General features: G+C 67.1%; 30 protein-coding genes. 25 read left to right on the top strand and 5 right to left on the bottom strand.

The genetic code is table 11. The features are described 5' to 3' along the window. The first annotated feature begins 16 nt into the window (after positions 1-16). From OMW55_RS05015 to OMW55_RS04980, 8 genes are all read left to right on the top strand, one after another. The gene (locus OMW55_RS05015) at positions 17-442 is read left to right on the top strand and encodes a hypothetical protein (protein ID WP_264881304.1); all 426 of its coding nucleotides are present in this window, start codon (positions 17-19) and stop codon (positions 440-442) included. Further along, on the top strand, positions 439-1,809 hold the full coding sequence (locus tag OMW55_RS05010) for a PQQ-dependent sugar dehydrogenase (protein ID WP_264881302.1): 1,371 nt from the start codon (positions 439-441) through the stop codon (positions 1,807-1,809). Before OMW55_RS05015 ends, OMW55_RS05010 begins: the two co-directional genes overlap by 4 nt. Positions 1,810-1,836: 27 nt before the next feature. After that, positions 1,837-2,106, top strand: a complete 270-nt coding sequence (locus tag OMW55_RS05005; RefSeq protein ID WP_264881300.1) for a PilZ domain-containing protein — start codon at positions 1,837-1,839, stop codon at positions 2,104-2,106. 103 nt (positions 2,107-2,209) lie between these two features. Beyond that, positions 2,210-2,785 (top strand): hypothetical protein, encoded by a 576-nt coding sequence (locus tag OMW55_RS05000; RefSeq protein WP_264881299.1) that lies wholly within the window; start codon positions 2,210-2,212, stop codon positions 2,783-2,785. A gap of 18 nt (positions 2,786-2,803) precedes the next feature. After that, entirely contained in the window at positions 2,804-3,586 is a 783-nt protein-coding gene (gene flgG / locus OMW55_RS04995; RefSeq protein WP_264881297.1) for a flagellar basal-body rod protein FlgG, read from the top strand. Further along, positions 3,586-3,987: a flagellar basal body P-ring formation chaperone FlgA gene (gene flgA / locus OMW55_RS04990; RefSeq protein ID WP_264881295.1), complete on the top strand. Its 402-nt coding sequence runs from the start codon at positions 3,586-3,588 to the stop codon at positions 3,985-3,987. Before flgG ends, flgA begins: the two co-directional genes overlap by 1 nt. A 49-nt stretch (positions 3,988-4,036) precedes the next feature. After that, positions 4,037-4,807, top strand: a complete 771-nt coding sequence (locus tag OMW55_RS04985) for a flagellar basal body L-ring protein FlgH (protein ID WP_264881293.1) — start codon at positions 4,037-4,039, stop codon at positions 4,805-4,807. A 56-nt stretch (positions 4,808-4,863) separates the two neighbouring features. Continuing rightward, on the top strand, positions 4,864-5,064 hold the full coding sequence (locus tag OMW55_RS04980) for a hypothetical protein (RefSeq protein WP_264881291.1): 201 nt from the start codon (positions 4,864-4,866) through the stop codon (positions 5,062-5,064). A gap of 58 nt (positions 5,065-5,122) precedes the next feature. Here OMW55_RS04980 and OMW55_RS04975 read toward each other — a convergent pair whose 3' ends face one another. Continuing rightward, positions 5,123-5,758 (bottom strand): hypothetical protein, encoded by a 636-nt coding sequence (locus OMW55_RS04975; RefSeq protein WP_264881289.1) that lies wholly within the window; start codon positions 5,756-5,758, stop codon positions 5,123-5,125. A gap of 84 nt (positions 5,759-5,842) precedes the next feature. Here OMW55_RS04975 and ispH point away from each other — a divergent pair, with 84 nt between their 5' ends. Together ispH and rnhA are read left to right on the top strand one after the other, a co-directional pair. After that, entirely contained in the window at positions 5,843-6,796 is a 954-nt protein-coding gene (gene ispH, locus OMW55_RS04970; RefSeq protein WP_264881288.1) for a 4-hydroxy-3-methylbut-2-enyl diphosphate reductase, read from the top strand. Beyond that, on the top strand, positions 6,789-7,247 hold the full coding sequence (gene rnhA, locus OMW55_RS04965; protein ID WP_264881286.1) for a ribonuclease HI: 459 nt from the start codon (positions 6,789-6,791) through the stop codon (positions 7,245-7,247). Before ispH ends, rnhA begins: the two co-directional genes overlap by 8 nt. On the opposite strand, the gene OMW55_RS04960 is transcribed toward rnhA, so the two are convergent. Further along, positions 7,235-8,335, bottom strand: a complete 1,101-nt coding sequence (locus OMW55_RS04960; RefSeq protein ID WP_264881285.1) for an NAD(P)/FAD-dependent oxidoreductase — start codon at positions 8,333-8,335, stop codon at positions 7,235-7,237. The two genes, rnhA and OMW55_RS04960, sit on opposite strands and share 13 nt — an antisense overlap. Positions 8,336-8,389: 54 nt before the next feature. On the opposite strand from OMW55_RS04960, the gene OMW55_RS04955 reads away from it, so the two are divergent. From OMW55_RS04955 to OMW55_RS04920, 8 genes are all read left to right on the top strand, one after another. Further along, a complete protein-coding gene (locus OMW55_RS04955) occupies positions 8,390-8,872 on the top strand; it encodes an A24 family peptidase (RefSeq protein ID WP_264881284.1) in 483 nt (160 codons plus the stop codon). Positions 8,873-8,923: 51 nt separating this feature from the next. Then, positions 8,924-9,988 carry a Flp pilus assembly protein CpaB gene (gene cpaB / locus OMW55_RS04950; RefSeq protein WP_264881283.1) on the top strand — a complete coding sequence of 355 codons (1,065 nt, stop codon included), beginning with the start codon at positions 8,924-8,926 and terminating at the stop codon, positions 9,986-9,988. A gap of 1 nt (position 9,989) precedes the next feature. Beyond that, a complete protein-coding gene (locus OMW55_RS04945; RefSeq protein WP_264881281.1) occupies positions 9,990-11,495 on the top strand; it encodes a type II and III secretion system protein family protein in 1,506 nt (501 codons plus the stop codon). Between the two features lie 26 nt (positions 11,496-11,521). Beyond that, positions 11,522-12,157, top strand: coding sequence for a CpaD family pilus assembly protein (locus OMW55_RS04940; RefSeq protein WP_264881279.1), 636 nt, complete (start codon positions 11,522-11,524; stop codon positions 12,155-12,157). Positions 12,158-12,160: 3 nt separating this feature from the next. Then, on the top strand, positions 12,161-13,426 hold the full coding sequence (locus tag OMW55_RS04935) for a pilus assembly protein CpaE (protein ID WP_264881278.1): 1,266 nt from the start codon (positions 12,161-12,163) through the stop codon (positions 13,424-13,426). A gap of 47 nt (positions 13,427-13,473) precedes the next feature. Beyond that, on the top strand, positions 13,474-14,445 hold the full coding sequence (locus tag OMW55_RS04930; RefSeq protein ID WP_264881277.1) for a type II secretion system F family protein: 972 nt from the start codon (positions 13,474-13,476) through the stop codon (positions 14,443-14,445). A gap of 15 nt (positions 14,446-14,460) precedes the next feature. After that, a complete protein-coding gene (locus OMW55_RS04925) occupies positions 14,461-15,456 on the top strand; it encodes a type II secretion system F family protein (protein WP_264881275.1) in 996 nt (331 codons plus the stop codon). 124 nt (positions 15,457-15,580) lie between these two features. Further along, positions 15,581-16,042: a hypothetical protein gene (locus OMW55_RS04920; protein WP_264881274.1), complete on the top strand. Its 462-nt coding sequence runs from the start codon at positions 15,581-15,583 to the stop codon at positions 16,040-16,042. Between the two features lie 98 nt (positions 16,043-16,140). Here OMW55_RS04920 and glyS read toward each other — a convergent pair whose 3' ends face one another. Both glyS and OMW55_RS04910 read right to left on the bottom strand, forming a co-directional pair. After that, positions 16,141-18,285: a glycine--tRNA ligase subunit beta gene (gene glyS, locus OMW55_RS04915; protein ID WP_264881272.1), complete on the bottom strand. Its 2,145-nt coding sequence runs from the start codon at positions 18,283-18,285 to the stop codon at positions 16,141-16,143. After that, positions 18,282-19,145 carry a glycine--tRNA ligase subunit alpha gene (locus OMW55_RS04910; RefSeq protein ID WP_264881270.1) on the bottom strand — a complete coding sequence of 288 codons (864 nt, stop codon included), beginning with the start codon at positions 19,143-19,145 and terminating at the stop codon, positions 18,282-18,284. The genes glyS and OMW55_RS04910 overlap by 4 nt, the downstream gene beginning before the upstream one ends. Before the next feature lie 87 nt (positions 19,146-19,232). On the opposite strand from OMW55_RS04910, the gene OMW55_RS04905 reads away from it, so the two are divergent. From OMW55_RS04905 to pth, 4 genes are all read left to right on the top strand, one after another. Further along, entirely contained in the window at positions 19,233-20,147 is a 915-nt protein-coding gene (locus OMW55_RS04905) for a TraB/GumN family protein (RefSeq protein ID WP_264881269.1), read from the top strand. Positions 20,148-20,232: 85 nt separating this feature from the next. Beyond that, complete coding sequence (locus OMW55_RS04900; RefSeq protein WP_264881267.1) at positions 20,233-21,099, top strand: TraB/GumN family protein; 867 nt, start codon at positions 20,233-20,235, stop codon at positions 21,097-21,099. Positions 21,100-21,219: 120 nt separating this feature from the next. Next, on the top strand, positions 21,220-21,852 hold the full coding sequence (locus OMW55_RS04895; protein WP_264881266.1) for a 50S ribosomal protein L25/general stress protein Ctc: 633 nt from the start codon (positions 21,220-21,222) through the stop codon (positions 21,850-21,852). A 42-nt stretch (positions 21,853-21,894) separates the two neighbouring features. Further along, complete coding sequence (gene pth / locus OMW55_RS04890; protein WP_264881264.1) at positions 21,895-22,467, top strand: aminoacyl-tRNA hydrolase; 573 nt, start codon at positions 21,895-21,897, stop codon at positions 22,465-22,467. Here pth and OMW55_RS04885 read toward each other — a convergent pair. Then, positions 22,430-23,320: an oxygenase MpaB family protein gene (locus OMW55_RS04885; protein WP_264881263.1), complete on the bottom strand. Its 891-nt coding sequence runs from the start codon at positions 23,318-23,320 to the stop codon at positions 22,430-22,432. The two genes, pth and OMW55_RS04885, sit on opposite strands and share 38 nt — an antisense overlap. Positions 23,321-23,388: 68 nt before the next feature. Between OMW55_RS04885 and OMW55_RS04880 the strand changes: the two genes are divergently transcribed. Genes OMW55_RS04880 through ychF form a run of 3 tightly spaced genes read left to right on the top strand, consistent with a single transcriptional unit; the run spans position 23,389 to position 26,584 of the window. Beyond that, positions 23,389-24,828: a hypothetical protein gene (locus tag OMW55_RS04880; RefSeq protein ID WP_264881262.1), complete on the top strand. Its 1,440-nt coding sequence runs from the start codon at positions 23,389-23,391 to the stop codon at positions 24,826-24,828. Positions 24,829-24,849: 21 nt separating this feature from the next. Continuing rightward, positions 24,850-25,440 carry a TIGR02466 family protein gene (locus OMW55_RS04875; protein WP_264881261.1) on the top strand — a complete coding sequence of 197 codons (591 nt, stop codon included), beginning with the start codon at positions 24,850-24,852 and terminating at the stop codon, positions 25,438-25,440. Between the two features lie 43 nt (positions 25,441-25,483). After that, positions 25,484-26,584: a redox-regulated ATPase YchF gene (gene ychF / locus OMW55_RS04870; RefSeq protein ID WP_264881260.1), complete on the top strand. Its 1,101-nt coding sequence runs from the start codon at positions 25,484-25,486 to the stop codon at positions 26,582-26,584. The last annotated feature ends 67 nt before the right edge of the window (positions 26,585-26,651 follow it).

The raw sequence follows: 26,651 nt of genomic DNA, 5'->3' as shown, positions 1-26,651 counted from the left end.
CAAAAGGGGACCGCTCTTGGCCACTACCCTGCCGGTCCGCCGGACACTCCATCCCGTTCCCGCTGTCCTGCTCGCCTGCAGCCTGTCGCTGTTTCTCGGCGCCTGGCTCAGCGACTGGACTTACGCCAAATCCTTCTACGTCCAGTGGATCAACTTCGCGGCCTGGCTGAATGCCGGCGGAATGGTGTTCCTCGGGTTCGCTACCCTATGGGCGCTGATCGACATTTTCCGCGCTGACGTCCCTCGCGATCGCGGGTCCGCGCTGTTCGTGCTGCTCCTCCTGGTCGCCTTCATCCTGGGGCTGATCGCCGCCTTCGTGCACACCAAGGACGCAAACGCGCCGATGCCCGAGGCGCTGGTGCTCGACGTGATCGTTTTCCTGCTCGTGCTGGCCGCAACCTGGCTCGGCTTCTCCACCATTCGTTCGGGAGCTGCCCGATGACCCGCGCCCACCTTGCCACCATGCTGCTGTCCTGCGCGCTGCTCACCGCCTGCGGAGGTCAGGACCCGACCTTGCCGCAGACCGGGCCCAGCCCGACCCTACCCGAACCGCACCGCGGACTGCTGCCCACCATGAAGATTGCTGATCCGGCCAAGAACGGCTGGGGCGCCAATCGCCCGACAGTGCCGCAGGGCTACACCGTGACGGCTATCGCCACAGGCCTCGGCATCCCGCGCCAGACCTTGGTCCTGCCTAATGGCGACATCCTGATTGCAGAGGGCAAAGGTGGCCAGGATGGGCACATTATGCGGCCCAAGGATTTCTTTGCCGGCGTGCTCAAGGAGCGTGGCACCAGTTCGGCCAAGGCTGGCAACCGCCTGACGCTGCTGCGCGATGCCGATGGCGATGGAGTCTACGAGGGGCGGACCGTCTTTGCCGACCATCTCAATGCGCCCTACGGCCTTGCACTAATCGGCAACCGCTTGTTCGTTGCCAACCAGGACGCCCTGGTGCGCTTCGACTACCAACCAGGACAGACCCGCGCGAGCGGCCCGCCGGCGGTTGTTACCGCGCTACCATCCAAGCTCAATCATCATTGGACCAAGTCGCTGGCGGCCAGCCCCGATGGGCGCTTCCTCTATGTGGGTATCGGCTCCAACAGCAACATCGGCGAGGCCGGCATGGAGGCAGAGGAGAACCGGGCGATGATCTGGCAGATCGACGCGCAAACCGGCGCCAGCCGACCGTTCGCGACCGGCACGCGCAACCCGACCGCGCTCGCCTTCCAGCCTGGAACCGGCCAGCTGTTCGCGGTTGTCCAGGAGCGTGACGAGATCGGCCCCAACCTGGTGCCCGACTACCTGACCTCCATCCGGGAAGGCGCCTTCTACGGCTGGCCCTACGCTTATTGGGGCCGCCATCCCGACCGTCGCGTCCAGCCGTACCGCGAGGACATGCTCGCCAAGGCCGTCGCCCCCGACTACGCCCTCGGCTCCCACGTCGCCGCGCTCGGTCTGACCTTCTCCAGCGGAGTCATGGGCGCGCGCTTCGCCAACGGAGTCTTCGTTGGCGAGCACGGCAGCTGGAACCGCCGCACCCCGGCCGGCTACAAGGTTGTATTCGTGCCGTTTAGCGGCGGTCGGCCGTCCGGCCCGCCCATAGACTTCGTCACCGGCTTTCAGGGGGGCGACGGCAAGACCTTTGGTCGCCCAGTCGGCGTGACGCTCGATCCGCGCGGCGCCCTGATCGTTGCTGACGATCTCGCGAACGTCATTTGGCGTGTGGCCCCGGCCGGTCGACCCGCGCCGGCAGCGCCCGCCAGGGTTGCGTCGATACCGGCAACTCGCCATCAACCCGAGAATGGTTAACCCGTTGTTGAGTAGTTGCGAAGCTGCATGAGTCGGGCACCGCGAGTCGACGTCGAGTTCCTCGTGATGCTTATCGCGGCGGACGGGCACGAGACCCAGGTGGTCATCCGTGACTTGTCCGCGTCCGGGTTCCGGATCGAGCATTCCGACGACCTCCAGGCCGGCGATCTCGTGACCCTTCGCTTGGACAAGGGGCGGACCGTCCACGCCCGCATTCAATGGAGTCTCGGCAACGAGGCAGGCGGGCAATTCCTCGACCGCGACTTGCTCGCCAGCCCCACCGTCGGCGCCACTTAGCCACTCTCCGGACCGGAGCCGGTCCGCCCTCTCCTATAATGCTGACGACGTCGCGGCGCGCTTAGGGCCCGCGCGCCACCCTCATGCAACAAGGGCAGGAGCGATGAAGAGATTATTGGAGAACACCAGGATCATGCCGAAGATCCTGTCCGCCATCCTTGCGCTGGGCTTAGTCGCGCTGGGCGTGTCGGGTTACTACGCCTACAAGACCAGCCAGATCGACGACGAATATAGCCAACTGACGAACGTGGAGTTTCCCTCGACCGTCCGGCTGGTGCGCAGCAATCGCTTCGTTACCGAGATGGTGCAGAGCGCTTATGCCGCCGCGCTCTACACTTCGCCGGGCGAGATGCGGGAAGCATCGCTGGAGGTTACCCAGTCCCGCGATGGTGCGATCGATGCGCTCGCCAGTGCCGCCAAGCTCGACCAGACCATCACGCAGCATACCGCCAATCTCACGACCCGGATCAACGAAGTATACGGGCTGCTCCGGGAAGGGCTGGCGGATATCAATGCCGGACGGCGCGAGGAAGGCCTGCGCCTGCTCGCCCAGGGAAATGAGGCCAGCCACGAGCTGTCCAAGGTCATGGCTGCATACCAGACTAGCCAGAAATTGAGCGCCGACATCGCCGACCTGCGCAAGCGCGCCATCGACCGCCTCGGCTCTTTCCGCAACTAACCCCAGGAGTCCCGCACCATGCGCAGCCTGTCCATCGCCGCCACCGGAATGCTTGCCCAGCAGACCAACGTCGACGTCATCTCCAACAACATCGCCAACATGAACACAACGGCCTACCGCCGCCAGCGGGCCGAATTCCAGGACCTGCTCTACCAGCAGGTGCAGCGGCCGGGCGCCAACACGGGCGGAGAGGCCAAGTCCCCGTCCGGTATCCAGATCGGCGCCGGCGTGAAGACCGGCGGCGTTTACCGCATCGCCGAACAGGGCGCGCTCACCACTACCTCCAACCGCTACGACGTGGCTATCCAGGGCCAGGGCTGGTTCCAGGTCACCATGCCGAGCGGCGAGACCGGGTACACCCGTGCCGGCTCCTTCCAGCTCTCCGACCAGGGCGAGCTGGTCACTGCCGACGGCTATCCGGTCCAGCCCGGCATTACGATCCCGCCCGAAGCCGTGGACGTGACGATCAGCCCGACCGGTCAGGTTCAGGTCAAGCTCGACGGCCAGGCCGACATGCAGGACGTCGGCCAGCTCCAGCTCGCCACCTTCGTCAACGATGCCGGGCTGGAGGCGCAGGGCGGCAATCTGTTCCTCGCCACCTCCGCCTCCGGCCAGCCCAACGTCGCCGCCCCGGGCGACCCCGGTCTCGGCACCCTGAAGCAGGGTTTCCTCGAAGCGTCCAACGTCAATCCGGTGGCGGAGATCACCTCCCTCATCACCGCCCAGCGCGCCTACGAGATGAATAGCCGCGTGGTGAAGACAGTGGACGAGATGCTCGCCACCTCGACGCAGCTGCGCTGATGCTGGCGCTCGCCCTGCTCGCCCTGGCCGAAATCCCGGTCCTTGCCCACGACGTACAGCGCGGCGACATCCTTAGCGCCGCCGACTTCGTGCTGGAGGAGCGCGCTGGCCCGCTGCCGCCGCTCGCCCGGCCGGATCAGATTCTCGGCCAGGAAGCGCTCCGCCGCCTGCCCGCCGGCACCCTGGTCCGCGCCAACGACGTCGCCGAGCCCCGCCTGGTAAAACGCGGCGAGCCGGTGACGTTGGTGATCGCCAGCGGCAACCTGCGCATCACCGCCGCCGGCCGCGCGCTTGGCGACGGCCGCAGCGGAGACTCCGTCCGGGTCGTAGCCAGCGCCACCACGCGCACCCTCGACGGCACCGTTATTGCCGTCGGCACCGTCACCCTGGCGACCCCGTAAGAACCCGCTCGTCCCGAGCGAAGTCGAGGGACACCCACAGGAGTCACCCATGCGCCACCTCCTCGTCATTGCCGCCGCCCTCGCCCTGACCGGCTGCGCCGTCGCCAACACCGTCACCAGCGTTGGCCGCGCCCCCCGCTTCAGCAAACCCACCGAAGTGCCCGCCCCGGCGCTGGAACCCAGTATTGCCAGCAGCGGCCGCAGCGACCAGGCGCCTGCCCCGTCGGTTCCGCGCGAAGCTGTGACCGAGGCCGCGCTGGAGCCCACCGCCTCCCTCTTCCGCGCTGGCGCCTCCGGCCTGTTCCGCGACAACCGCGCCTATCAGAAAGGCGACATCCTGATCGTGCGGGTCGCCGTCAACGACAGCGCCAGCCTGTCCAACACCACCGTCCGCACCCGCACCGGCAACGAGATCGCCAGCCTCGCTTCCCTGCTCGGCGTCGACAAATTGATCGACCGGGTCCTCCCCGGCAAGGCGCCCAGCGCGTCCGTGGGCGGCGACAGCAAGTCTGGCAGCAATGGTTCGGGCAGCATCAACCGCGCGGAAAAGCTCAACCTCACCCTTTCCGCCGTGGTCACCGACGTCGGCCCCAACGGTAACCTCCTGATCCGCGCTCGCCAGGAAATGCGCGTCAACAACGAGCTGCGCGAGCTGGTCGTCACCGGCCTGATCCGCCCACAGGACGTCGCCCGCGACAACTCGATCCAGCACACGCAGATCGCCGAAGCGCGGGTCCTCTACGGCGGCCGCGGCCAGCTCACCTCCGCGCAGCAGGCCCGCTGGGGCCAGCAGATCTACGACGCCCTGTTCCCGTTCTGACGGCGCCGCGCTAGTCCTGCTCCGCCCCACGCGTAGCAGGAGCTGCAGTCACGACCATGCGCACCCGCCTCAGCATCTGCCGCCGGAAAGTCGCCTATTCTTCACCCGGGCAGGCCCTCGCCGCAGCCGCGGTGGCTGGCCTCGACCTGCGCGCCTATCGCTGCGACCGCTGCGCCCGCATTCATCTCACCAGCCGCCGAAAGGGCAAGCGCACTCCCCGCCCGGTGGTCGTTACTGCAGGTCAGCTCCAGTCCTGAGCGCCCCGCGCTGACCCGGTCATGGTTCGTACAACGTGCCGGGTGCCGCCGAGATCGTCTAACGGGTCGCGTTGTACCGAAGCTGCTGCTCGCTCAACTGAAAACCAACCAGGTGCTCGAAGGTCGAGCGGGCCACCGCATCCCGGATCTTGGGATCGGACAATGGGTCGATCGCCGCGTCTGCGTCTCCGGGCTTGCGCTCGCGCGTGAGCTCGCGGACGACGTCCGCCGGGAGGGTCACGGCCGAACGGGCAACCCGGATCGTCGCCTGACCGCGGCCTTGCGCCCGGTAGGAGCCGGCCGCGAAATCCAGCGCCACTGCACCGACCCGCTTGGCCGCGATAGCCGCACCGCCCTGTACCGCCGCCGAGTAGAACGGCAGCACCACCTGACGAGGCTGGGCCACATCACGGCGAGTGGCGACCACGTCGAATGTGGCAGTGGACACGACATACTGGGCGTCCTGCGTGCAGGTCGACCGCAGGTTGGTGATGGTCGCCGACACGTCGATGGCCGACGCCGCGATGCTGCCCGCCGGATCGAACAGGGTGATGTCGCCCGTCGCCCCGGGAATTGCCACCTGTGGGCAGCCCGTGCGCTTCAGGTAGACGCCGCCGGGCACCAGCTGCCGGTCGCCGCCGCAGCCGGCGAGCGTCAGGGCAACCAGGGCAAGGGGAACAAGAGCCAGTCTCACGGGCGAACTTTCACGGTCAAAGGGAACGCCTCCATAGGAAGCGCCTTTCAAGCCCGCAAGCGATCGCCTACATCGCGCCTCGTCATGGCACTTCCCGAACAGCTACCTCCGCTCCAGGTGATCATTGCCGCGCCCCGTGGTTTCTGCGCCGGCGTCGACCGTGCGATCAAGATCGTGGAGTTGGCGCTCGAGCGCTACGGCAAGCCGGTCTACGTTCGGCACGAGATCGTCCATAACAAGTTCGTGGTCGACCGCCTCAAGGCCCTCGGCGCCATCTTTGTAGAGGAATTGAACGAGGTGCCCGATGGTGTCCCAGTGGTCTTTTCTGCCCACGGCGTGCCCAAGTCGGTGCCGGCAGAGGCACAAGGCCGCGGGCTCGACTACCTCGACGCCACCTGCCCGCTGGTCAGCAAGGTCCATCGCCAGGCTCAGCGCATGATCGAGGCCGGGCGGCACATCATCTTCATTGGCCATGCAGGCCATCCGGAGGTCATCGGCACCTTTGGTCAGGTCCCGCCCGGCAGCATGAGCCTGGTCGAGTCGGTCGAGGACGTAGCCGAGCTCCAGGTGGCCGACCCGGACAACCTTGCCTTCCTCACGCAGACCACCCTGTCGGTGGACGACACAGCCCAGATCGTCGCCGCCATGCAGGCGCGCTTCCCGACCATCCGGGCGCCGCGCGGCGAGGACATCTGCTACGCCACCTCCAACCGGCAGGCCGCGGTCAAGGCGATCGCGCCAAGGGTCGAGCGGATGCTGGTGATCGGCGCGCCGAACAGCAGCAACTCGGTTCGGCTGGTCGAGGTCGCGGATCGGGAGGGCGTGCCCGCACGCCTAATTCAGCGGGCGCCCGAGATTGACTGGGATTGGCTCGGCAGGCCGGCCGCGCTCGGCATCACCGCCGGCGCCTCCGCCCCCGAACTGTTGGTCCAGGAAGTCCTGGAAGCGCTCTCCGAACGCTTCATCCTGTCCGTCGAAGAGGCCGAGCACGTGCCCGAGGGCCTGACCTTCAAGCTGCCGCGCGAACTCGTTGCCTGAGCCGCTCAACGAACTGCCGAGCGTCGACCTGTTCACGGACGGCGCGTGCAAGGGCAATCCGGGACCGGGCGGCTGGGGCGCGCTGCTGCGCATGGGCGCGCGCGAAAAGGAGCTGTCGGGCGGCGAGAAGCTGACCACCAACAACCGGATGGAACTGCTCGCCGCCATCCGCGGCCTTCAGGCGCTCACGCGGCCCGCTAGGGTCGTGCTGCACACCGACAGCATGTACGTGCGCGACGGGATCACCAAATGGATCCACAACTGGCGTCGCAACGGCTGGCGCACCTCCGACAAGAAGCCGGTCAAGAACGCCGAATTGTGGCAGGAACTGTGCGCCGCCGCGGAGCCGCACCGGATCGACTGGAAGTGGGTCAAGGGCCACGCCGGCCATCCGGAGAACGAGCGGGTCGACCAGTTGGCCTGCGCGGCCGCTGACGCTCAGCGGGGTTGATGGAAACGCGCGGGCGAGAACGGCAGGGCATCCACCACCGTCTCCGGCTCACCCCGGATCAGCTCCGCGCACAGTAGCGAGGCCGCAGGCGCGGTCTGAATGCCCATTCCGCCCTGTCCTGCGCACCAGAAGAAGCCGTCTTGCTCTGGATCAGCACCGAACACCATGACTCGGTCGGGCGCAAAGGTCCTGAGGCCTGCCCATTTTCGCTCTACCGCTTCGACGGGCCAGTCGACCGCGCCTTGGAACCGCTCGATGGCGACGGCGACATCCAGCTCTTCCGGAGCGGCATCGCAGGGGTCGACGGGGGTTTCATCCAGTGGACAGACCCACACGCTGTTGTCCGCCTCGCCCTTGAAGTAGAAACTTTGGTGAAGGTCCGTGACGAACGGGATGGCCTTGAGCCCCCGTCGCCCGACACGCAGCTGCACCACCGTCCGGCGCCGTGGCTGGAGGCCGATTGGTGCAACTTCGGCCCTCCGGGCCACCTCGTCCGCCCATGCTCCGGCGGCGTTCACCAGCAGGCCGCACGACAGCGCGCCGCCCGTGATTTCCACCCTCCAGCCGTCCCCCAGCTTCCTTGCCGCTAGCAATTCCGCCCCATTGAGTACCTCACCGCCACCTCGCCGGACCGCGGTCAGGCAGGCCGAGTGGAAGGCGGCGACGTCGATGTCTGCGCAGGTGGGTTCCCACCAGGCGCCGGTCCATTGCTCCCGTAGCCCGGGCAGGTGTTGCTCGGCCTTGGCCCGGTCGACCCGGGTCGGGCGATACTCGGGTGCAAGCTCGTCCAGATGATCGAACCCGTGCCGCCGGGCGCTTGTCAGGTGAAGAGCCCCCCGGGGTTTGAGGAGCGGAGTCTCGGCGCCCGGCCAGCCAGCATCGAACATCGGCTTGGATAGCAGGCTCAGGCCGACCGCGGGATTGCCGCCGCCCAGGCTCGCCTGCCAGAAGGCGGCCGACCGGCCGGTGGAATGGCGGCCGCAGAGGTCCTCCGCCTCAATGATCAGGACCTTCATGTCCGCGGCGAGCTGCGCGCCCAGACTTGCCCCGGCGATGCCGCCACCGACGATGATAACGTCATACGTCACGGCTCAAGCGCTTACGGTTTGCTAAGTGGCTCCGTCTAGGGCTCTCTCCCGCTTATGACCGCCTCTTTCGCCAGTGTCGCGTCCCTTGCGCTCACCGCCGTGCTCGGCGTTCTCCTAGTGCTGGCCGCCGTGTCGGACTTTCGGGCCCGGATCATCGCCAACCGGCTGAACCTCACGATCGCCGCGCTCGCGCCCTTCTACTGGTGGTCGGTCGGCTTGCCTGCCTGGCCCGGCGCCGCCGTGCAGCTCGGCCTGGCGCTCGGCGTGTTCCTGGTCTTCGCCAGCCTGTTCTACCTCGGCGGCATGGGCGGCGGCGACGTCAAGCTGGCGGCGGCACTTGCCCTCTGGTTCGCACCGCCGGAGATGCTTCGGCTGGTTCTTCTCATGTCCATCATCGGTGCGCCCGTGACCCTGGCTGCCTGGGCTGACCATCGCCGCGCTGCGAAAGCCGGCCGTGTTGAGGTGCCATATGGCATCGCCATCGCCATCGCGGCGGCCGCGATTCTCGCCCAACGATATCTTAACCAATTTGGCTGATCCCTGACGCTGTTTCCGGGGCAAGTCCTCGACAGTGGAGGCGGGTTCGCCATGGATGTGAAGAAGATTGCGCTCCTGATCGGTGCGCTGCTGGTCGCGGCGGTCACCGCGGTCATGGCCAAGAACATGTTCACCGGCGCATCCGCGCCCGAGGCGCATGCCGCGCCCGTGCCGCAGGGTCCCAAGATCCTCGTCGCCAAGAAGGCAATGGCCGTTGGTACGATCGTCGACGCGGAGTCCTTCACCTTCCAGCCCTGGCCGGCCGAACTCGTCCAGAACGCTTATTACCAGGAAGGGCAGCCGGACTCGACGATGGCCAAGCTGATCGGCACCGTGGTGCGCAATCCGATCACCGCCGGCCAGCCGCTGACCCGCGGCAACCTGGTCGGCCCGCAGGATCGTGGCTTTCTCGCCGCCGCCCTGGCCCCCGGCATGCGCGCCGTCACCCTGCCGCTCGACGGGCGCACCGGTGGCGTCGCCGGCTTTGTCTTTCCGGGCGACCGGGTCGACCTCGTCCTGACGCAGACGGTTGCCGGCGGCGGCGACGGCCCGCCGCTCAAGGTCTCCGAAACCATCATGCGCAACCTGCGGATCCTGGCCATCGACCAGAAGGTCAGCGCCAACGGCGACGACGGCAAGCCGCAGATCATGAAGCCCGACACGGTCACCGTGGAGGCCACCCCGCGCCTGGCCGAGAAGATCGCCGTGGCACAGAGCTTGGGCACCATCTCCCTGTCGCTCCGCTCGATTGCCGACAATACCGCTGATTTCCAGCGAGCAATCGCCGAGGGCCAGGTCAAGCTGCCCGCCAACGCCACCCCGGCCGACGAGCGCAAGCTGATGCTCAGCTTCGCCAGCCAGCCGATCGACGCTGGCAGCACCTATACGACCGGCGGCGACGTGTCTCGCTTCCAGCGCCGCACCGTTCCGGCCAAGACCAGCACCGAAGATCAGAAGTTCGACCGTGCCATCGGCGCTCTCGACCGCATGAGCGGGGCCATCAATCGCGCCGGCGGCGGCGCGCCGGCCGGCGGCGAAACCGCCGCTCCGGCCGGCCCCGTCGTCCGGATCGCTCGTGGCAACGACGTCTCCATTGTTCCCGTGGGAGCCCGCTAAGATGATCGCTCGTAATCTCATGCGCCGAGCCTCGCTCGGCACGGCCGCCGCCGCGATTTCCCTTGGCGTCGCTTTCACCGGCGCCGCTCCCGCCAACGCCCAGTCGGGCGGCTATTCGGGCACCTATCGCCCGACCAGCCAGGTGCAGCTGTCCGTTGGTGAAGGGCAGATGATCACGCTGCCGAGCAATGTGGCGAATGTCTGGACCTCCAACCCGAAGGTCGCCGACGTGCTCGTCAACTCGCCGCGGCAGCTGAACCTGTTCGGCAAGGACTTCGGCGAAGCCACGGTGATCGCGACCAGCGCCAATGGATCGGTGGTGTACGGGGCCCAGGTCCGGGTGAGCCAGAACCTGCCGACCGTCAACGACGTGCTGAAAGCGGTCATGCCCGAATCCGACGTCCGGGTGACCACGATTGGCCAGACCGCCATTCTGTCGGGAACGGTGGCCTCCCCCGAGGATGCAAGCCTGGCGGCGCGCCTCGCCACGTCGGAGCTCAACCCAGGCGTCGACATGTCGCAGCCGGGTGCCCTGTGCAAGATCTGCGTCGTCAATCGACTGCGTACCGCCACGCCGCTGCAGGTGGCGCTCAAGGTGCGCGTTGCCGAGGTCAACCGATCGCTGCTGAAGAGCATCGGCGTCAACCTGCTGTCCCGTGATGCCACCAGCGGCTTTCAGTTCGGGATCGGTCAGGGCAGCCCGGGAACCTTCGGGACTCCGGCGACGCAGAACACCCCCGCCGTGCCGAAAAGCTTCAACATCGGCAGCCTTGGAACCACCTTGGGCGCGGCCGGCAAGCTGTTCGGTCTGGACGTACTGAGCACGCTCGACCTCGCCGCCAAGGATGGCCTGGTCACCCTGCTGGCCGAGCCGACGCTGACTGCACTGTCCGGCGAAACCGCCAGCTTCCTGGCGGGCGGCGAGTTCCCGATCCCCGTGTCACAGTCGCTCGGCACCCTCAGCATCGAGTACAAGCAGTACGGCGTCGGCCTAGCCTTCACGCCCGTCGTGCTGGCCGACGGCCGCATCTCCATGCGCGTCCGCCCTGAAGTCAGCGAACTCAGCAACGAAGGGTCCGTGCGGTTGAACGGCTACGTCGTTCCGGCGCTCACCACGCGTCGGGCCGAGACCACGGTGGAACTGGGCTCTGGCCAGTCCTTCATGATCGCTGGCCTGCTGCGCAACACCAACACCAACGACGTCAGCAAGGCGCCTTTCCTGGGCGACCTGCCGGTGCTTGGCGCCCTGTTCCGCTCGACCAGCTTCCGTCGCCAGGAGACCGAGCTGGTGATCATCGTTACGCCCTACCTGGTGCGCCCGGTTTCCGGTCAGCTCGCCAGCCCGGCGGATGGTTATCGCGCGCCGAGCGATCCCGAACTCAACCTGGAAGGCCAGACCTTCAAGGGTGTGTCGGGGCCTCGGCCGACCGGCCCGGTGCCTGGCCCGGGCGTCAGCGCCGCCGCAGCGCCCGCCGCGACCGCTCCCACCCCCGGTTTCAAGCTCTGAGCAGCGCCGCACGAGAGGATCGATCCATGATCAAGAAATTCGCCCTGCTCGCCCTTGCCGCCGCATCAACCGGTGCTTGCGGCTACACGCCCAAGGACCAGCCGCAGCGCGGTGTCCTCCCGGTCAACGTTCCGGTGGTCTCCCGCTCGGACTATGTGATTGACCTGGCGGCCTCGACCGGCTCGCTCGGGCCGTCGGAGGCTGGCCGGCTCGACGGCTGGTTCCGCGGGCTGCAGCTCGGCTACGGCGATGCCATCTACATCGACGGCCCGATGGCCGGCTCGATCCGCCCGGAAGTCGCGGAGGTCGCAGGCCGCTACGGCATGCTGGTTTCAAATGGAGCTCCCGTCACCGCTGGCGCCCTCTCTGACGGCGCCGTGCGGGTGGTCGTCACGCGCTCCCGGGCCCAGGTGCCCGGCTGCCCCAACTGGAGCGAGCCGGCGCTTCCCAACTATCAAAACCGCATGCTGTCGAACTTCGGCTGCGGCGTGAACAGCAACATGGCCGCCATGGTCGCCAACCCCGAGGACCTGGTCCACGGCCGCGATCCCGACGGCGTCACCGACCCGGCCACCGCAACGCGGGCAATCGACGCGTACCGGACGCAGGCCCCGACCGGCAAGGGCGGCTTGCAGTCCGTCAGCACCAAGAGCGGAGGTTAATCGATGAACGCGCCATTCCATGCCCGCGCGGGTCTGCGCGATCCGTTCCAGGCGTTCGTCTGCGACGACGCCACAGCCGACATGCTCCGTCCAATCGCGGTGGAGCATGGCTGGAGCCCGGAGAAGGTCAACAAGGGCGGGCTGCGCAACGCGGTTCAGTCGTTGTCGGTCTCGGCCTCGCCCAACATCCTGTTCGTGGACCTGTCTGAGTCGGCCGATCCGCTGAACGACATCAACGCCTTGGCCGAGGTCTGCGAGCCCGGCACGGTGGTGATCGCTGCCGGCCAGGTCAACGACGTGCGCCTGTACCGCGACCTGGTCGCCAGCGGCATCCACGATTATCTGCTCAAGCCCTTCAGCGTGGACCAGCTGCGTGACACGTTTACGCACGCCCAGGCCATGCTGTCGGGCCCGCGGGGCGAAGCACAGGTAGACCGTCCCCACGTCATGACCACGGTCATTGGCGTTCGCGGCGGCGTCGGCGCTTCGACAATCGCCACCTCGCTCGCGTGGCTGCTGGGTGAGAAGGCGCATCGCTCGACGGCGTTGCTCGACCTCGACATCCACTTCGGAACCGGCGCCCTCGCCCTCGACCTGGAGCCGGGCCGCGGCCTGACTGACGCGATCGAGAACCCGAGCCGCATCGACGGTCTGTTCATCGAACGCGCCATGGTCCGCGCCAACGAGCGCCTCAGCGTGCTGTCGGCGGAAGCGCCGATCAACCAGCCGCTGATCACCGACGGCACGGCTTTCTTCCAGCTCCAGGAGGAAATGAAGAACGCGTTCGAATCGACCGTTGTCGACCTGCCGCGACAGATGCTGATCCAATATCCGCACATGGTGCACGACGCCCATGTCGCGGTGGTGGTCAGCGAACTGACTTTGGCGGCGACCCGCGATACCATTCGCCTGCTCGCCTGGCTCAAGGCCAATGCTCCGCAGACCAAGGTGATCCTGGTGTCCAATCGCCTGCCCTCGGGCGGCGCCTTGGAGATCAGCCGTAAGGACTTCGAGCAGTCGGTGGAGCGAGCGATCGACATCGTCATCAACGAAGACGGCAAATTGGCAGCCCAGGCGGCCAAGCTCGGCAAGCCGGTGGCGGCGGTCGCCACGGGCAAGGCGGCTCAGCCCTATCTCACCTTGTGCAACATGGTGCTCAGCCATGCCACTGAGGAAGGTGCCGAGACGGCCGCCAAGTCCGCCAAGGCGGACGCGGGCAAGTCGCTGGTCGGCGGCCTCAAGTCTATGCTGGCGAAGAAGGCGGCCTGACGCCCCTTCATCATCCGGGACGCTGAACGACGAACGAGGACGAGCCGATGCTGATGTTGTTGATGCTTGCTGGTGCCGCCGGGGCGACTTTGCTCCTGCTGGCGCTTGCCTTCAATGGGCCATCGCCGTCCAAGGCGGTCAAGCGCCGCCTTGAGCTTCTCAAGGAGCGCCACGCCGACAGCCCGCTGAAGGCCTCCGCTCAGGCGCAGATCCGCAAGCTCATGGCGCAGCGCCAGGGCCGGATGGAGAATGCCTTTTCCTCGCTGATGCCCCGCCCTGCCCTGCTTCGGCTCCGGCTTGAGCGCACGGGAAAAGCCTGGACGCTGGGTCAGTACGGGATGGTCTCGGCCGGCATCCTGATGATCGTGTTCCTGCTGCTCACCCTGAAGGGCGCGCCTATCCTCCTGGCTTTGATGCTCGGCCTGTTTGTCGCAACCGGGCTGCCGCACATGACGATCAATTATCTGATCAAGAAGCGCCTCGCCGCCTTCAACGTCAATTTCCCGGATGCGATCGAGTTGATGGTCCGCGGCCTTCGGTCGGGCCTTCCCATCACCGAAACGCTGGGGATCGTTTCTGGCGAAATTGGTGGACCCGTCGGGGTCGAATTCAGGGCAGTGTCGGACAAGATGAAGATCGGCCGCACCATGGATGCGGCCTTGCAAGAAACCGCCGATCGCCTCGGTACGCCGGAATTCCAGTTCTTCGTCATCACTCTCGCCATTCAGCGCGAGACCGGCGGTAACCTGGCGGAAACGCTCAGCAACCTTGCCGACGTGCTGCGCAAGCGCGCGCAGATGAAGCTCAAGATCAAAGCGATGAGCTCCGAGTCCAAGGCATCCGCCATGATCGTCGGCTCGCTTCCCTTCATCGTCTTCGCGCTCGTGAGTATGATGAACCCGAAGTACATGGGCGGCTTTTTCACCGACCCGCGCCTCATGGTGGCCGGCATCGGCGGCCTCATCTGGATGGGCATCGGCGTGTTCATCATGGCCAAGATGATCAACTTCGAGATCTAAAGGGGCACTATCGTCATGCAACCCGCGACTGGGCCCACCCTCCTCGGCATCGACGTCGTCTTTGTGGCGACCATCCTGTCCGGCATCGCCACCATGGCCGTGCTGCTCGCCATCTATGCCGCAACCACGGTGCGCGATCCGATGGCGCGCCGCGTCAAGGCGCTCAACGAGCGGCGCGAGCAGCTGAAGGCCGGCATCGTCGCGTCCACCAATAGACGCAAGAAGCTGACCAACAAGAACGCCGCCGCCGACAGGGTCCGCAGCGTGCTGGGCAGCCTTAAGATGCTGCAGGACGACCAGATTCAGAAGACGCAGCAGCGCTTGCTGCAGGCCGGCATCCGGACCAAGGACCTCGCCTTCTTCGTCATTTTGGCGCGCTTCATGGCGCCGCTGGTCCTGGGCACCATCGCGGTCCTGTCGGTGTACGTGTTCGAGGCATTCCCCGAATGGGGTCCGATCAAGAAGTATGCCCTTGTCGCCGGCACCCTGGTGCTCAGCTACAAGGCGCCCGACCTGTGGCTCGGCAACAAGGTCAAGAAGCGCAGCGACGCGATCCGCAAGGGTCTGCCCGACGCGCTCGATCTGCTCGTCATCTGCGCCGAGGCTGGCCTAACCGTGGACGCCGCCTTCGCCCGCGTCGCCAAGGAATTGGGCAAGGCCTATCCGGAGCTCGGCGATGAATTCGGCCTCACCTCCATCGAACTGGGCTTTCTCAACGAGCGCCGCCAGGCGTTCGAGAACCTCGCCACCCGCGTCGACCTCGAAGCCGTGCGTGGTGTGGTCACCACCATGATCCAGACGGAGAAGTACGGCACTCCGCTGGCCAGCGCACTGCGCGTCCTGTCGGCCGAGTTCCGCAACGAACGCATGATGCGGGCGGAGGAGAAAGCCGCGCGGTTGCCGGCGATCATGACCGTTCCGCTGATCCTGTTCATTCTGCCGACCCTCTTCGTGTGTATCCTGGGTCCGGCGGCCTGCTCGATCCGCGACAACTTCCTGAACCGAGGATAGCGCGGGCAGGCACAACAGCGGGGTCCCGCGCCTGGCGCAGGACCCCGCTTCGTTGTTCGCCGGGAACCTCGCCAGCTTCCCAGCGCTTAGTCGTTACGGACTTGGCACAAGGGAGCTTGGCCCCATGACGAACTTCACACCCGATCAATGGGTGATCCTCGGACTAGTGTTCGTGCTCGGCCTGCTGGTCGGCATGTGGGCGACCAGCGGCGGCCGCCGCAAGTGGAAGAACCGCTACACCGAGGAGCAGGAGAAGCGTCGCACGCTGGAACGCGACCTCAAGGAGCGTGACACCGTGATCGCGCAGCGTGACAAGGACCTGCGCGAGGCCGACGCACTGCACCACTCCGCAACGCGCAGCCGCGGCGCGGCCGCTGGTGCGCCAGTGGCGGACCGTCCGGTCGGCAGCGGCCCGTACGACGACCGCGATCGCGACGGTTTCCGTGACCGCCCGATCGGCGACCGCGACGGCGATGGTTATCGCGACCGGCCGCTGGTGGGCGGCGGACGTCGCCCTGGTGACGTGGACGGCGACGGCGTCCCCAACCGCGGGGATCGGCACCCGGCGGACGACCGGCGCTTCTAAGCCGACTTGGTCCCGTAAGATCGCTCGTTCTGAGCGGAGCGAAGCGAAGTCGAAGGGCGCTGGTGCGGTCAGCGGCCTTCGAGCGATACGCGCTTGGACTAGCCCTCGATCTTCGAGAAATCCGCCACGGCGTGCACCGAATCGCGGAACCTGGTGAGCAGCGCCAAGCGCCGCGCCCGCACCCCGGCGTCCTCGGCATTGACCGTCACCTTGTCGAAGAAGGCGTCGATCGGCCCTCGCAGGGACGCCAGCGCAGTCATCGCTCCGGCGAAGTCCTCCGCCTCGACCGCCGCCCGAGCCCGCGGCTCCGCCGCATCCACCGCCGTCGTCAGCGCCTGCTCCTCCGCAGGCACATCGTCGCCCCGGACCTGATCCGCGGTCCAGCTGCCCTCTTCCTTCTTCAGGATATTGGCCGCCCGCTTGTACCCGGCCAGCAGGTTGCGCCCGTCCTCCGTCTCCACAAACACCTGCAGCGCCGTTACCCGCGCCAGTAATCGGACGAGGTCGTCCTCCCCACCCAGCGCGAACACCGCATCGATCAGATCGTGCCTTACGCCGGCTTCCCGCTGCTGAACCTTCAGGCGCTCAGCCAAGAATCCGAGGATCGCTTCTCCGACATCAACATCCTGAGTTTTCGAGATCGGAGATTTATATCCAGGGTGCTTCAGCACGCCTGCTTCTTCGAAAGTTTTCAGAGCGGAAAGGTGCTGCTCAACGACGCCGATCTCCGCGGAGGCAAGGACGCTGTGCAACGCGGCCTTCAGCCCATTCACCACAACGAGTTGGATGAGGCCAATGGCTGCGCGGCGAAGAGCAAACGGGTCTTTCGAACCAGTTGGGCGCTCGTCGACCGCGAAGAAGGACACGATGGAGTCCAACTTGTCAGCTAAACTCACCGCCACCGTAACCGGTGCGGTCGGAACCTCGTCGGCCTGCCCGACCGGCTTGTAGTGGTCGCGCACCGCGTCAGCGACCGCCTTCGGCTCGCCCTGCGCGTCCGCCAAGTAGCCACCGATCAGGCCCTGCAACTCCGGGAACTCGCCAACCATGCCGGTGACCAGATCGGCCTTGGCCAGCCGCGCGGCGCGTTCCGCCTGGTCCGGATCGGCTCCCTTGAGCACGCCTTCCTCAACCAACCAGCGTGCGAGCTTAGCCACCCGCTCGACCTTGTCCGCGACCGTGCCGAGCTTCTCGTGGAAGATGATTCCGGACAGCTTCCTCGCCTGCCCCTCCAGCGGGACCTTGAGGTCCTGTTCCCAGAAGAAGCGCGCGTCGCTCAGCCGCGCGGCGAGCACCCGCTGGTTGCCGGCGACGATCGCCGCGCCGCCATCCGACGCCTCAATGTTCGCCGTGCAGATGAACGCGTTAGCCAGCGCGCCCTCGGCCCCGCGCAACACGAAATACTTCTGGTTCACCCGCGCGGTCAGCTGGATCACCTCCGGCGGCACGTCGAGGTAATCGGCGTCGAACCGCCCGAGCAGCGGCACCGGCCACTCGGTCAGGCCCGCATTCTCCGCCACCAGCCCCTCGTCTGCGACCAGCTCCAGGCCGGCTTCCGCCGCCAGCGCCTGCGCGCCCTCGCGGATGATCGCCGCCCGCTCTTCCGGATCGACGATGACGTGGCACGCTTTCAGCTTCTCGGCATAGTCCCCCGCCCCGCCGAGCGTGATCGGCCCCGGGTGGTGGAAGCGGTGTCCGACCGTCGACGCCCCGCTGACGACCCCGTCCACGTCCACCGGCACGATCTCGTCGCCGAGCAGCGCCACGATCCCGTGCAGCGGCCGCACCCAGCGCAGGCTGGCTGTGCTGGAACTCGCCGTGCCCCAGCGCATCGACTTGGGCCAGGGGAACCCACGGATGATCCGCTCGATCGCCGCCCCCAGCACGCTGCTGGTTGCCTGCCCGGGCCGCTCGACCACCGCGAACAGCACGCCGTCGCGCTCGACGAGCTGCTCCCGAGTCAGCCCGGTCTTGCGCAGGAACCCCTCCAGCGCCTGCGGCGGCGCCGAGGAACGGGGACCCTTGGTCTCCTCGCTTGAGCCCTGCGTCGCGAGCGGCAGCCCCCGCGCGATCAGCCCCAGCCGGCGCGGAGTGGCGAACGTCTCAATCGCCTCCGCCGCAAGCCCCGCCTTGTCCAGTTCCTCGGCGAACAGCCGCGCCAGGTCGTTCCGCGCCCGCGCCTGCATCCGCGCGGGAATTTCCTCGCTGAGCAGCTCCAGCAGGAAGTCAGCCGTCCCGCTCATGCTGCCACCTCCCGGCACTCCAGCCATTTGGCGCACGCGCCCTTGGCCAGGTCGCGCACCCGCCCGATATAGGCCTGCCGCTCCGCCACCGAGATCACCCCGCGCGCTTGCAGCGTATTGAAGATGTGGCTCGCCTTGATCGCCTGCTCATAGGCCGGGATCGCCAGCCCGTTCGCCAAGCAGTTCTCGCACTCCGCGGCGGCCTTGCGAAAGGCGTCGAACAGTGCGTCCGTGTTCGCCACTTCGAAGTTCCAGCGGCTCATCTGCCGCTCGTTCTCCAGGAATACGTCGCCATAGCTGACGCCCGCATCGTTGAACCGGAGGTCGTACACGTTGTCGACGCCCTGGATGTACATGGCCAGCCGCTCCAGCCCGTAGGTCAGCTCGCCCGCAACCGGCAGGCAGTCGAACCCGCCGACCTGCTGGAAGTAGGTGAACTGGGTCACCTCCATCCCGTCGCACCACACTTCCCAGCCGAGGCCCCAGGCACCCAGCGTCGGGCTTTCCCAATCGTCTTCGACGAAGCGGATGTCGTGCTTGAGCAGGTCCACCCCGATCGCCTGAAGGCTGTCGAGGTACAATTGCTGGAGGTCGGCCGGGCTCGGCTTCAGGATCACCTGATACTGGTAATAATGCCCCAGTCTGTTCGGGTTGTCGCCATAGCGCCCGTCCGTCGGCCGCCGGCACGGCTGCACGAATGCCGCCTTCCACGGCTCCGGCCCCAGCGCCCGCAGCACGGTGGCCGGATGGAAGGTCCCCGCCCCCATCTCCATGTCGTACGGCTGCAGGATCAGGCAGCCGCGGTCCGACCAGTAGCGGTGCAAGGTGAGGATCAGGTCCTGGAAGCTCAGCGCGCTCATATCGGCGCGGGCTTTGGCACCCGCTTCCCCGATTGCCAAGCCGCCCCTACATGCTTCGTTAACAGCCCCCGGGCCACGGAGACATGCATGCGTCTGCTCAATATCCTTCGCCGCGCCGCCGTTGCGCTCGGCATCGCCACCACCGCCGCTGGGTGCAGCTCGGCAGCGACCACCGCCGCTTCGTCCGGCCCCGCGCCCCGCCCGGCCCTGTGGCAGGTGGCCGACAAGGACACGACCATTTACCTGTTCGGCACCATTCACCTGCTGCCCCAGCAATATCAGTGGCGCACCGCCAAGTTCGACGACGCCGTTAATCGGGCGAACGGCCTAGTGGTGGAGACCATCATCGATCCGGCGAACCCCGCTCCGCTCGCGCAGGCGATGGCGCAGCTTGGTCTGGGCGCCAACCTGCCCCCCCTCGCCAGCCGGGTGCCCGCCGAGAAGCGCGCTGCGCTGGACGCCGCGATCCGCACCTCCGGCTACCCCGCCGCCGTGTTCGACCGGATGGAGACTTGGGCCGCGGCCGTGACCCTGCTGGGCACCCAATTCAAGTCGTTCGGCCTCGAAGGTGAGGAGGGTGTGGAAACCACGCTGCGGAACAGCTTCAAGGGTTCCGGCAAGCCGATCGGACAACTGGAAACCAACGCCGAGCAGCTCGGCTTCTTCGACCGCCTGCCCGAGCAAGCGCAGCGCGACCTGCTGCTGTCTGCGCTCGATGACCCGGCCGGTGCGCGCAAGCAGTTCGACGCCATGCTGGCCAGCTGGTCGCGCGGGGACGTGGGCGCCATCGCGCGCAGCTTCAACGAGGAGATGGCGAGCTCGCCGCCGCTCAAGGACGCGCTGCTGACCCAGCGTAACCGCAACTGGGCCGGGTGGATCGAGCGCCGCATGGCCCAGCCCGGGACCGTCATGGTAGCGGTCGGCGCCGGCCACCTTGCCGGTTCCGGCTCGGTCCTCGACCTGCTCGAAAAGCGCGGCCTGAAGGTCACTCGAGTTCAATAATTCACTGCCGCTTTTCAGCCGCTTGACAGGCCTCCCCAGCGCACGGACACTCCCCTCCTGACAACGCGGCTGGGGGGTCGCATACATGGCGATGGGCTTGTGGAGCCTCCGGCGCGACCGCGTCCGGAGAACTGGTAAGTTCGGTCTTGCGGCTAGCCTTGCGGCCAGCCTGGCAGTGGCTCCGGTGGGCGCGACCAGCGCTCCCACACTGCCACTCTCGGCGGCCGCAGCACCCGCTCGCCCCGCCCTGTGGGTGGTCGGCGACGGCGACACCCTCATCTACCTGTTCGGCACGTTCCACGCGCTGAGCCGTCAAACACCGTGGTTCGGCCAGGCCGTGAAAACCGCCTTCGACCGCTCAGACGAACTGGTCCTCGAAACCGTCATTCCCGACAGCCCGGAGGCGATCCGCGCGGCCCTCCTGCGCTTCCGCCAGACGCACCAACCGGCGCAGCCGGTCAGCACCGGACTAACCGGCGCCCGCGTCGGCATGACCGCCGCCCGCAGTGCAGGCCTGTCCACGGCGGACGGCGCCGACTCCGTGCTCCAGCGCGCCGCCAATGCTGCCGGCAAGCCGGTCGTCGGGCTTGAACAGTTCGAGGAGCAGCTGGCGATGTACGATCGCCTGCCCGGACCGCCGCCCGGCACCAGCGCCGATACACAGCGGGCCGACCCTGCCGTCACCGCCCTGATGCGCCAGATGCTGACTGCCTGGACCAGCGGCGACCCGCGCACCTTCGAGGCAGTGGTCGGCGCCATGAACGCGCAGAGCCCACGCACCTACCGCATCCTGTTCCGGGAGCGGAACGCCAACTGGGCCCACTGGATCAGGGAACGGCTGAAGCAGCCCGGCACCGTCTTCGTCGCGGTCGGCACCGGCCACCTCGTCGGCAGCGACAGCGTTCAGGCGCAGCTCGCCGCCGCCGGCATCCGCACTGCCCGGATTAACTGACAGGGCACTGCCGCTTATTTGCTTTCGCCCGCACCGTCCGCTATGCGCGCGGCCGCTCCTCATGGTCATCCCTGGAGGCGTGGGGCGCAAGACACACTCTTATTCTAAGGAATTGCACGCATGAGCGAACAGCTGACGCTGCCCGCCGAGACGCGTGACCGGGCTGGCAAGGGAGCCTCCCGGGCACTGCGCAACGAAGGTCGGGTGCCCGCCGTGGTCTACGGCAACAACCAGGAACCGCTGAGCATCCATGTGGAGGAGAAGCTTCTCGCCAAGATGCTGTCGACGGGTCACTTCATGAACTCCGTGGTCATGATCGACGCCGGCGGCCAGCAGGTCCGGACCTTGCCCAAGGACGTGCAATTCCACCCGGTCACCAGCCGACCGAGCCATGTGGACTTCCTTCGCATCGGTGAGCACAGCAAGGTTACGGTGGCCGTGCCCGTTCGCTTCGACGGCGAGGACGACAGCCCCGGCCTTTCGCGCGGTGGCGTGCTCAACGTCGTCCGTCACGAGCTCGAGCTGACCTGCGACGCGGCCGAGATTCCGGACGAGATCCACATCAGCCTGGCCGGCCTCGACATCGGCGACAGCCTGCACATTTCGGCCGTCCAGCTGCCGCAGGGCGTGGAAAGCGCGATCACCGATCGCGACTTCACCATTGCCACCGTGGTTGCTCCCAGCGCGCTCAAGAGCGACGAGGGCGACACGGACACCGCGGCGGGCGACGTCCCGACCGTCGGCGACGAATAACGACCTTGCCCTCCCCTCCCGTTCGCGGGAGGGGAGCTTCCCATGCAGATTTGGACCGGCCTCGGTAATCCCGGCGCGCAATATGCGCTGCACCGGCACAATGTCGGGTTCATGGCAATGGACGCGCTGGCGGAAGTTCATCGCTTCGGCCCTTGGCAGAAGAAATTTCGCAGCCTGGTCAGCGAAGGCCGCATCGGCCGCAACCGCTTGCTGCTGGTCAAACCGCAGACCTTCATGAACGACAGCGGCGACGCGGTTCAGCAGGCGCTGCGCTTCTTCAAGCTCGACGAAGAAGCACTCACGGTCTTCCATGACGAGCTCGACCTTGCGCCGTTCAAGGTCAAGGTGCGGGTCGGTGGCGGCCTCGCCGGCCACAACGGCCTTCGGTCAATCAATGCCGCCCTCGGTCCCGACTTTCGCCGCGTTCGCATCGGGATCGGCCACCCCGGCCACAAGGACAAGGTCACCCCGCACGTGCTGGGCAACTACGCCAAGAGCGAGATGGAGCCGTTGTCCGACCTCCTCGGTGCACTTTCGGCCGAGGCCGAATGGCTGGCCGACGGCGACGACGTCCGCTTCATGAGCGAGGTCGCCCGGCGACTGCAGGACGACTGAGCCGCCGCCGGGCCATCCGTCGCGGGTCGCCCGGTCGCGGCACGACTTCCGCCACCCGCGCCAGCCTCCGCCACCATCGCCGCTCGCCCGCTGTCCACTGCGCCTCCCCGTCCAGCGTCATCGCCGCCAGCGCCTCCGGCCCGACCAGTCCGAGCGCGGCCCGCACCAGCGCCGGTTGCAGGCGCCGCACGGCGCTTGGCAAGATTGGCGCGTTGCGCATTATGGCCAGGAACTCGCCCAGCACTGGCGACGGCGTCAGCTGCGGCACGGAAGTCGCGATCAGCGCCCGCATGCTCGCCGCGGTTTCCGGTGGCTCCGTCACGCCATAGTAACGGGCGCCGACCGCCGCCTCGGCGCAAAACTGATCGCGTTGACCCGGGCCGAGCGGCTCCACCAGCTGCTCGTAAGCCTCGACGAAGCCGAATGCGGCCGTTGTCTGAACCCAGCGAAGCAGGTCCGGTTCGCTCGCCCGATAGCGGCGGCCGTCGTCTGCTGCTCCCGCCACGGCAGCATGGATGGCGTTCACGCGGCTGGCATAAGCCGCAAAGCGGCTCTCAGCTGCGAACACCGTCAGCATTGCTCCGTACGCCGTCCGCCGGATGCGCCCGGCCGGATCGGTGCGGAAGCTGCTATGGTCCCAAACGCCTGCCCGCACCCGCGGTTCGCCCAATTCCAGCAGCACCGCGGCAACGCCACCCACCGCCATGCTGACCGGATTGCCGAAGACCCGCCAGCTCATGGAATTGGGAGCCGCGATGCCCGGTTCTCCCGCTGGCTCCAGGAAGTCGGCCGGATTGAGCGCCAGCAGGCCGCCGCTGGCCCATGCCACCGAACGTGTCGTCCAGTCCGTCATCGCGCACCAACGGCCGGGCCACCGACAATCTTCACTGCTTCTTTAACCTTGTTCGGCATGCCGGGCGTATGTTTCCGGTCGGTAACGCCACCTGGCAAGAAGCGCGCGGCGGCCCGGCTTGGCTGCTGGCGCTCGGCTGCGCCCTCTTCGCGGCAATGCTGCAATCCCTGTTCATTCCTCTCGACGCGGACGTCAGCTGGCTGATCACCGTCTGCGAGGCCGTGCTGTCCGGCAAGCGCCTGTACGTCGACATCGTCGAGGTGAACCCGCCCGCGTCCGTCTGGCTCTACCTGCCCTGGGTTGGACTGGCGCAGCTCCTGAAGGTGCGGCCGGAGGCAGTTATTGCCGCCGCCATGTGCGCCGGCGCGCTGCTGTCGCTCCGGGCGACCCTGGCAATTACCGCGCGCCTGCCGCAGCCGCCGCAGCCGGTCACGGTTGCCGCCGCGATCGGCTTCACCGGGCTGATTCTGCCAGGCGGCCTGTTCGCCCAGCGGGAGCACATTGCCCTGCTGATCGCCTTGCCGACGCTTGCCGCGATCGCGTTGCTCGGGGATCGCGGGCGCTTGGCGCCACGCACCGCGATCCTCGCGGGCCTTGGCGCCGGCCTCATCGTCTGCATCAAGCCGCACTTCTTGCTTGCCCTGCTCCTGCCCACACTCTGGGCCAGCCGCCGCCTGCGCTCGCCGGCAGCAATCTTTCCATCGCTTGCTGCCGCCGGCGTGCCGCCTTTGCTATATGCGGGCGCCACTCTCCTGTGGGCTCCCGGGTTCGTCGATCTGCTGCCGATGTTGTCGGCGACCTACCTGCCGATGCACGCGCCATGGACCGACTTCCTGATCAGCCCGCTGCTGACCGTCCCGGCAGTGCTGGTCGTCAGCGCGATCCTGCTTCGGACCGATGGCGGCAACGGCCTTGCGCCGGCCTGGCTGCTTGGCGGCGTCGGCTTTGCCTTTGCCGGCCTGCTCCAATGGAAGGTCTACGCCAACCATTCGTTGCCCGGCTACGGCCTCGCCTTTGCCGCCGTCATCGTCCTGCTGGCCGACCGTCGGGGCGAGCGCAGCCGGCGCCGCTTGATCGGTGCAGGCGTCGGCGTTCTTGCCGCCGCGATGGTCTCCCAGACCGCCACCATCCTGCCACAACCCGGCCTTGCCGAAGCAATCCGCAGGGTCGGCCCTCCCCGTCCGACGCTGATCACGCTTGGCTGCCAGCTAGTCACCGGCCATCCGGCCGTGCGTCACGTGGACGGCCGCTGGGTCGGCAGCCGCGCTGCGCTCTTTACTGCCGCGGGCGCCCGCTTCGTGGGGGTGGATCGACCTGGCGTCCGCCGCTGGTATGATCAGGACCTCGCCTTGTTCGCCGCCGACGTTCGCCGCGAACGTCCGGACATCGTGCTGGTCGAGACCACCGAGCGCGCTTGGCTGCTGGGCGAGCCGACGATCCACGCCGTCATGCGCGATTACCGCCCGGTCACCCGCACCGGCGACATCCAGGTGTGGCGCCGCCGCTGAGCGCTCGGTAAGCGCAGACGCATGTCCCGCAGCCTGTTCGTCACGCCCTTGTACGAGTCCGATCTGAACGCGGCGGTCCCGCTCGACCAACTCGCCCATTCGATCCGCACGTTGGCCGAGGACGACGCCGCTGGCCGCCGCTGGTGCCGGGAGCATGGTTATAAGGGCTATACAAGCTATGCCTCCCTGGACGACCTTCCTCGCCGCGATCCCGTCTTTGCGGCGCTCGCCCGCACCCTGGCCCGCAACGCCGCCACCTTCGCGCGCGAGCTCGCCTGGGACGTGAAGCCGCGGCTCGATAGCTTGTGGGTCAACCTGCTACGCTGCGGCGGGCACCATAGCGCGCATATTCACCCGCATAGCATCTTGTCGGGCACCCTCTATGTCGAAGTCCCGACGGGCAGTGGGCCCATCCGCTTCGAGGATCCACGCCTGCCGATGATGATGGCCGCTCCAACCCGCTTGCCCGACGCTCCCGAACCGCTCCGTTCCTTCGTGACGATCCAGCCGACCGCCGGAACGCTCCTGTTTTGGGAAAGCTGGCTCCGCCACGAAGTCCTGCCTGGCAGTGGCAGGGCAGAACGGCTGTCCGTCAGCTTCAATTTCGCCTGATCCCTGCTAGAGCGCCGCGAACTCCCCAAACCAAGGACGATCCATGGGCTTCCGCTGCGGCATCGTCGGCTTGCCGAACGTCGGCAAATCGACCCTCTTCAATGCGCTGACCGAAACGCAGGCCGCGCAGGCGGCCAACTACCCTTTCTGCACCATCGAGCCGAACGTCGGCCAGGTGGCAGTGCCCGATCCGCGCCTTGATCAGCTCGCGGCTATCGCCGGCTCGGCCAAGATCATCGCCACACAGCTGGGCTTCGTCGACATCGCCGGACTGGTGAAGGGCGCCAGCCAGGGCGAAGGCCTCGGCAACCAGTTCCTCGGGAATATCCGCGAGGTGGACGCCATTGTCCACGTGCTGCGCTGCTTCGAGAACGACGACATTCAGCACGTCGCCAACAAGGTCGACCCGCTGGCCGACGCCGAGACGGTCGAGACCGAGCTGCTGCTCGCGGATCTAGAGAGTCTCGAGAAGCGGGTCCCTAACCTCGTCAAGCGCGGCCAGCAGGGCGACAAGGAAAGCAAGATTGCGGCTTCAGTCCTCGGCCAGGCGCTGGAACTGCTGCGTGAGGGCAAGCCCGCCCGCCTGACCCAGCCCAAGGACGACGAGGAAGCCCGCGTCTTCTCCCAGGCGCAGCTGATCACCGCCAAGCCAATCCTCTACGTCTGCAACGTCAACGAGGACGACGCGGCGAACGGCAATGAGCTATCGAACGCCGTCTTCAATAAGGCCAAGGCCGAAGGCGCCAACGCGGTGGTGGTGTCCGCGGCCATTGAAGCCGACCTCATCGGCATGGACATGGACGAACGGCTCGCCTTCCTAGAGGAGATGGGCCTGCACGAGACCGGTCTCGCTCGCGTCATCCGCGCGGGCTACGACCTGCTGCACCTCATCACCTTCTTCACGGTCGGTCCAAAGGAAGCCCGCGCCTGGACGGTGGAGAAAGGCGCCAAGGCGCCACAGGCGGCAGGCGCCATCCACTCCGACTTCGAACGCGGGTTCATCCGCGCCGAGACCATCGCCTTCGATGATTATGTTGCGCTGAATGGCGAAAGCGGCGCTCGTGATGCCGGCAAGCTCCGCCAGGAGGGTAAGGAATATGTCGTGCAGGACGGTGACGTCATGCACTTCAAGTTCAACGTCTGAAGCACCGGGCGGAACGGCGTTTGGCGAGAGATGCGGAACACCGGGTCGCCTGCTTCACTGCGACCAA

Origin of the sequence: Sphingomonas arvum (genome assembly GCF_026013565.1) — a bacterium.
GTDB lineage: Bacteria > Pseudomonadota > Alphaproteobacteria > Sphingomonadales > Sphingomonadaceae > Sphingomicrobium > Sphingomicrobium arvum.
Note: the sequence above shows the minus strand (reverse complement) of the source record. Positions and strands in the feature narration are given on the sequence as shown.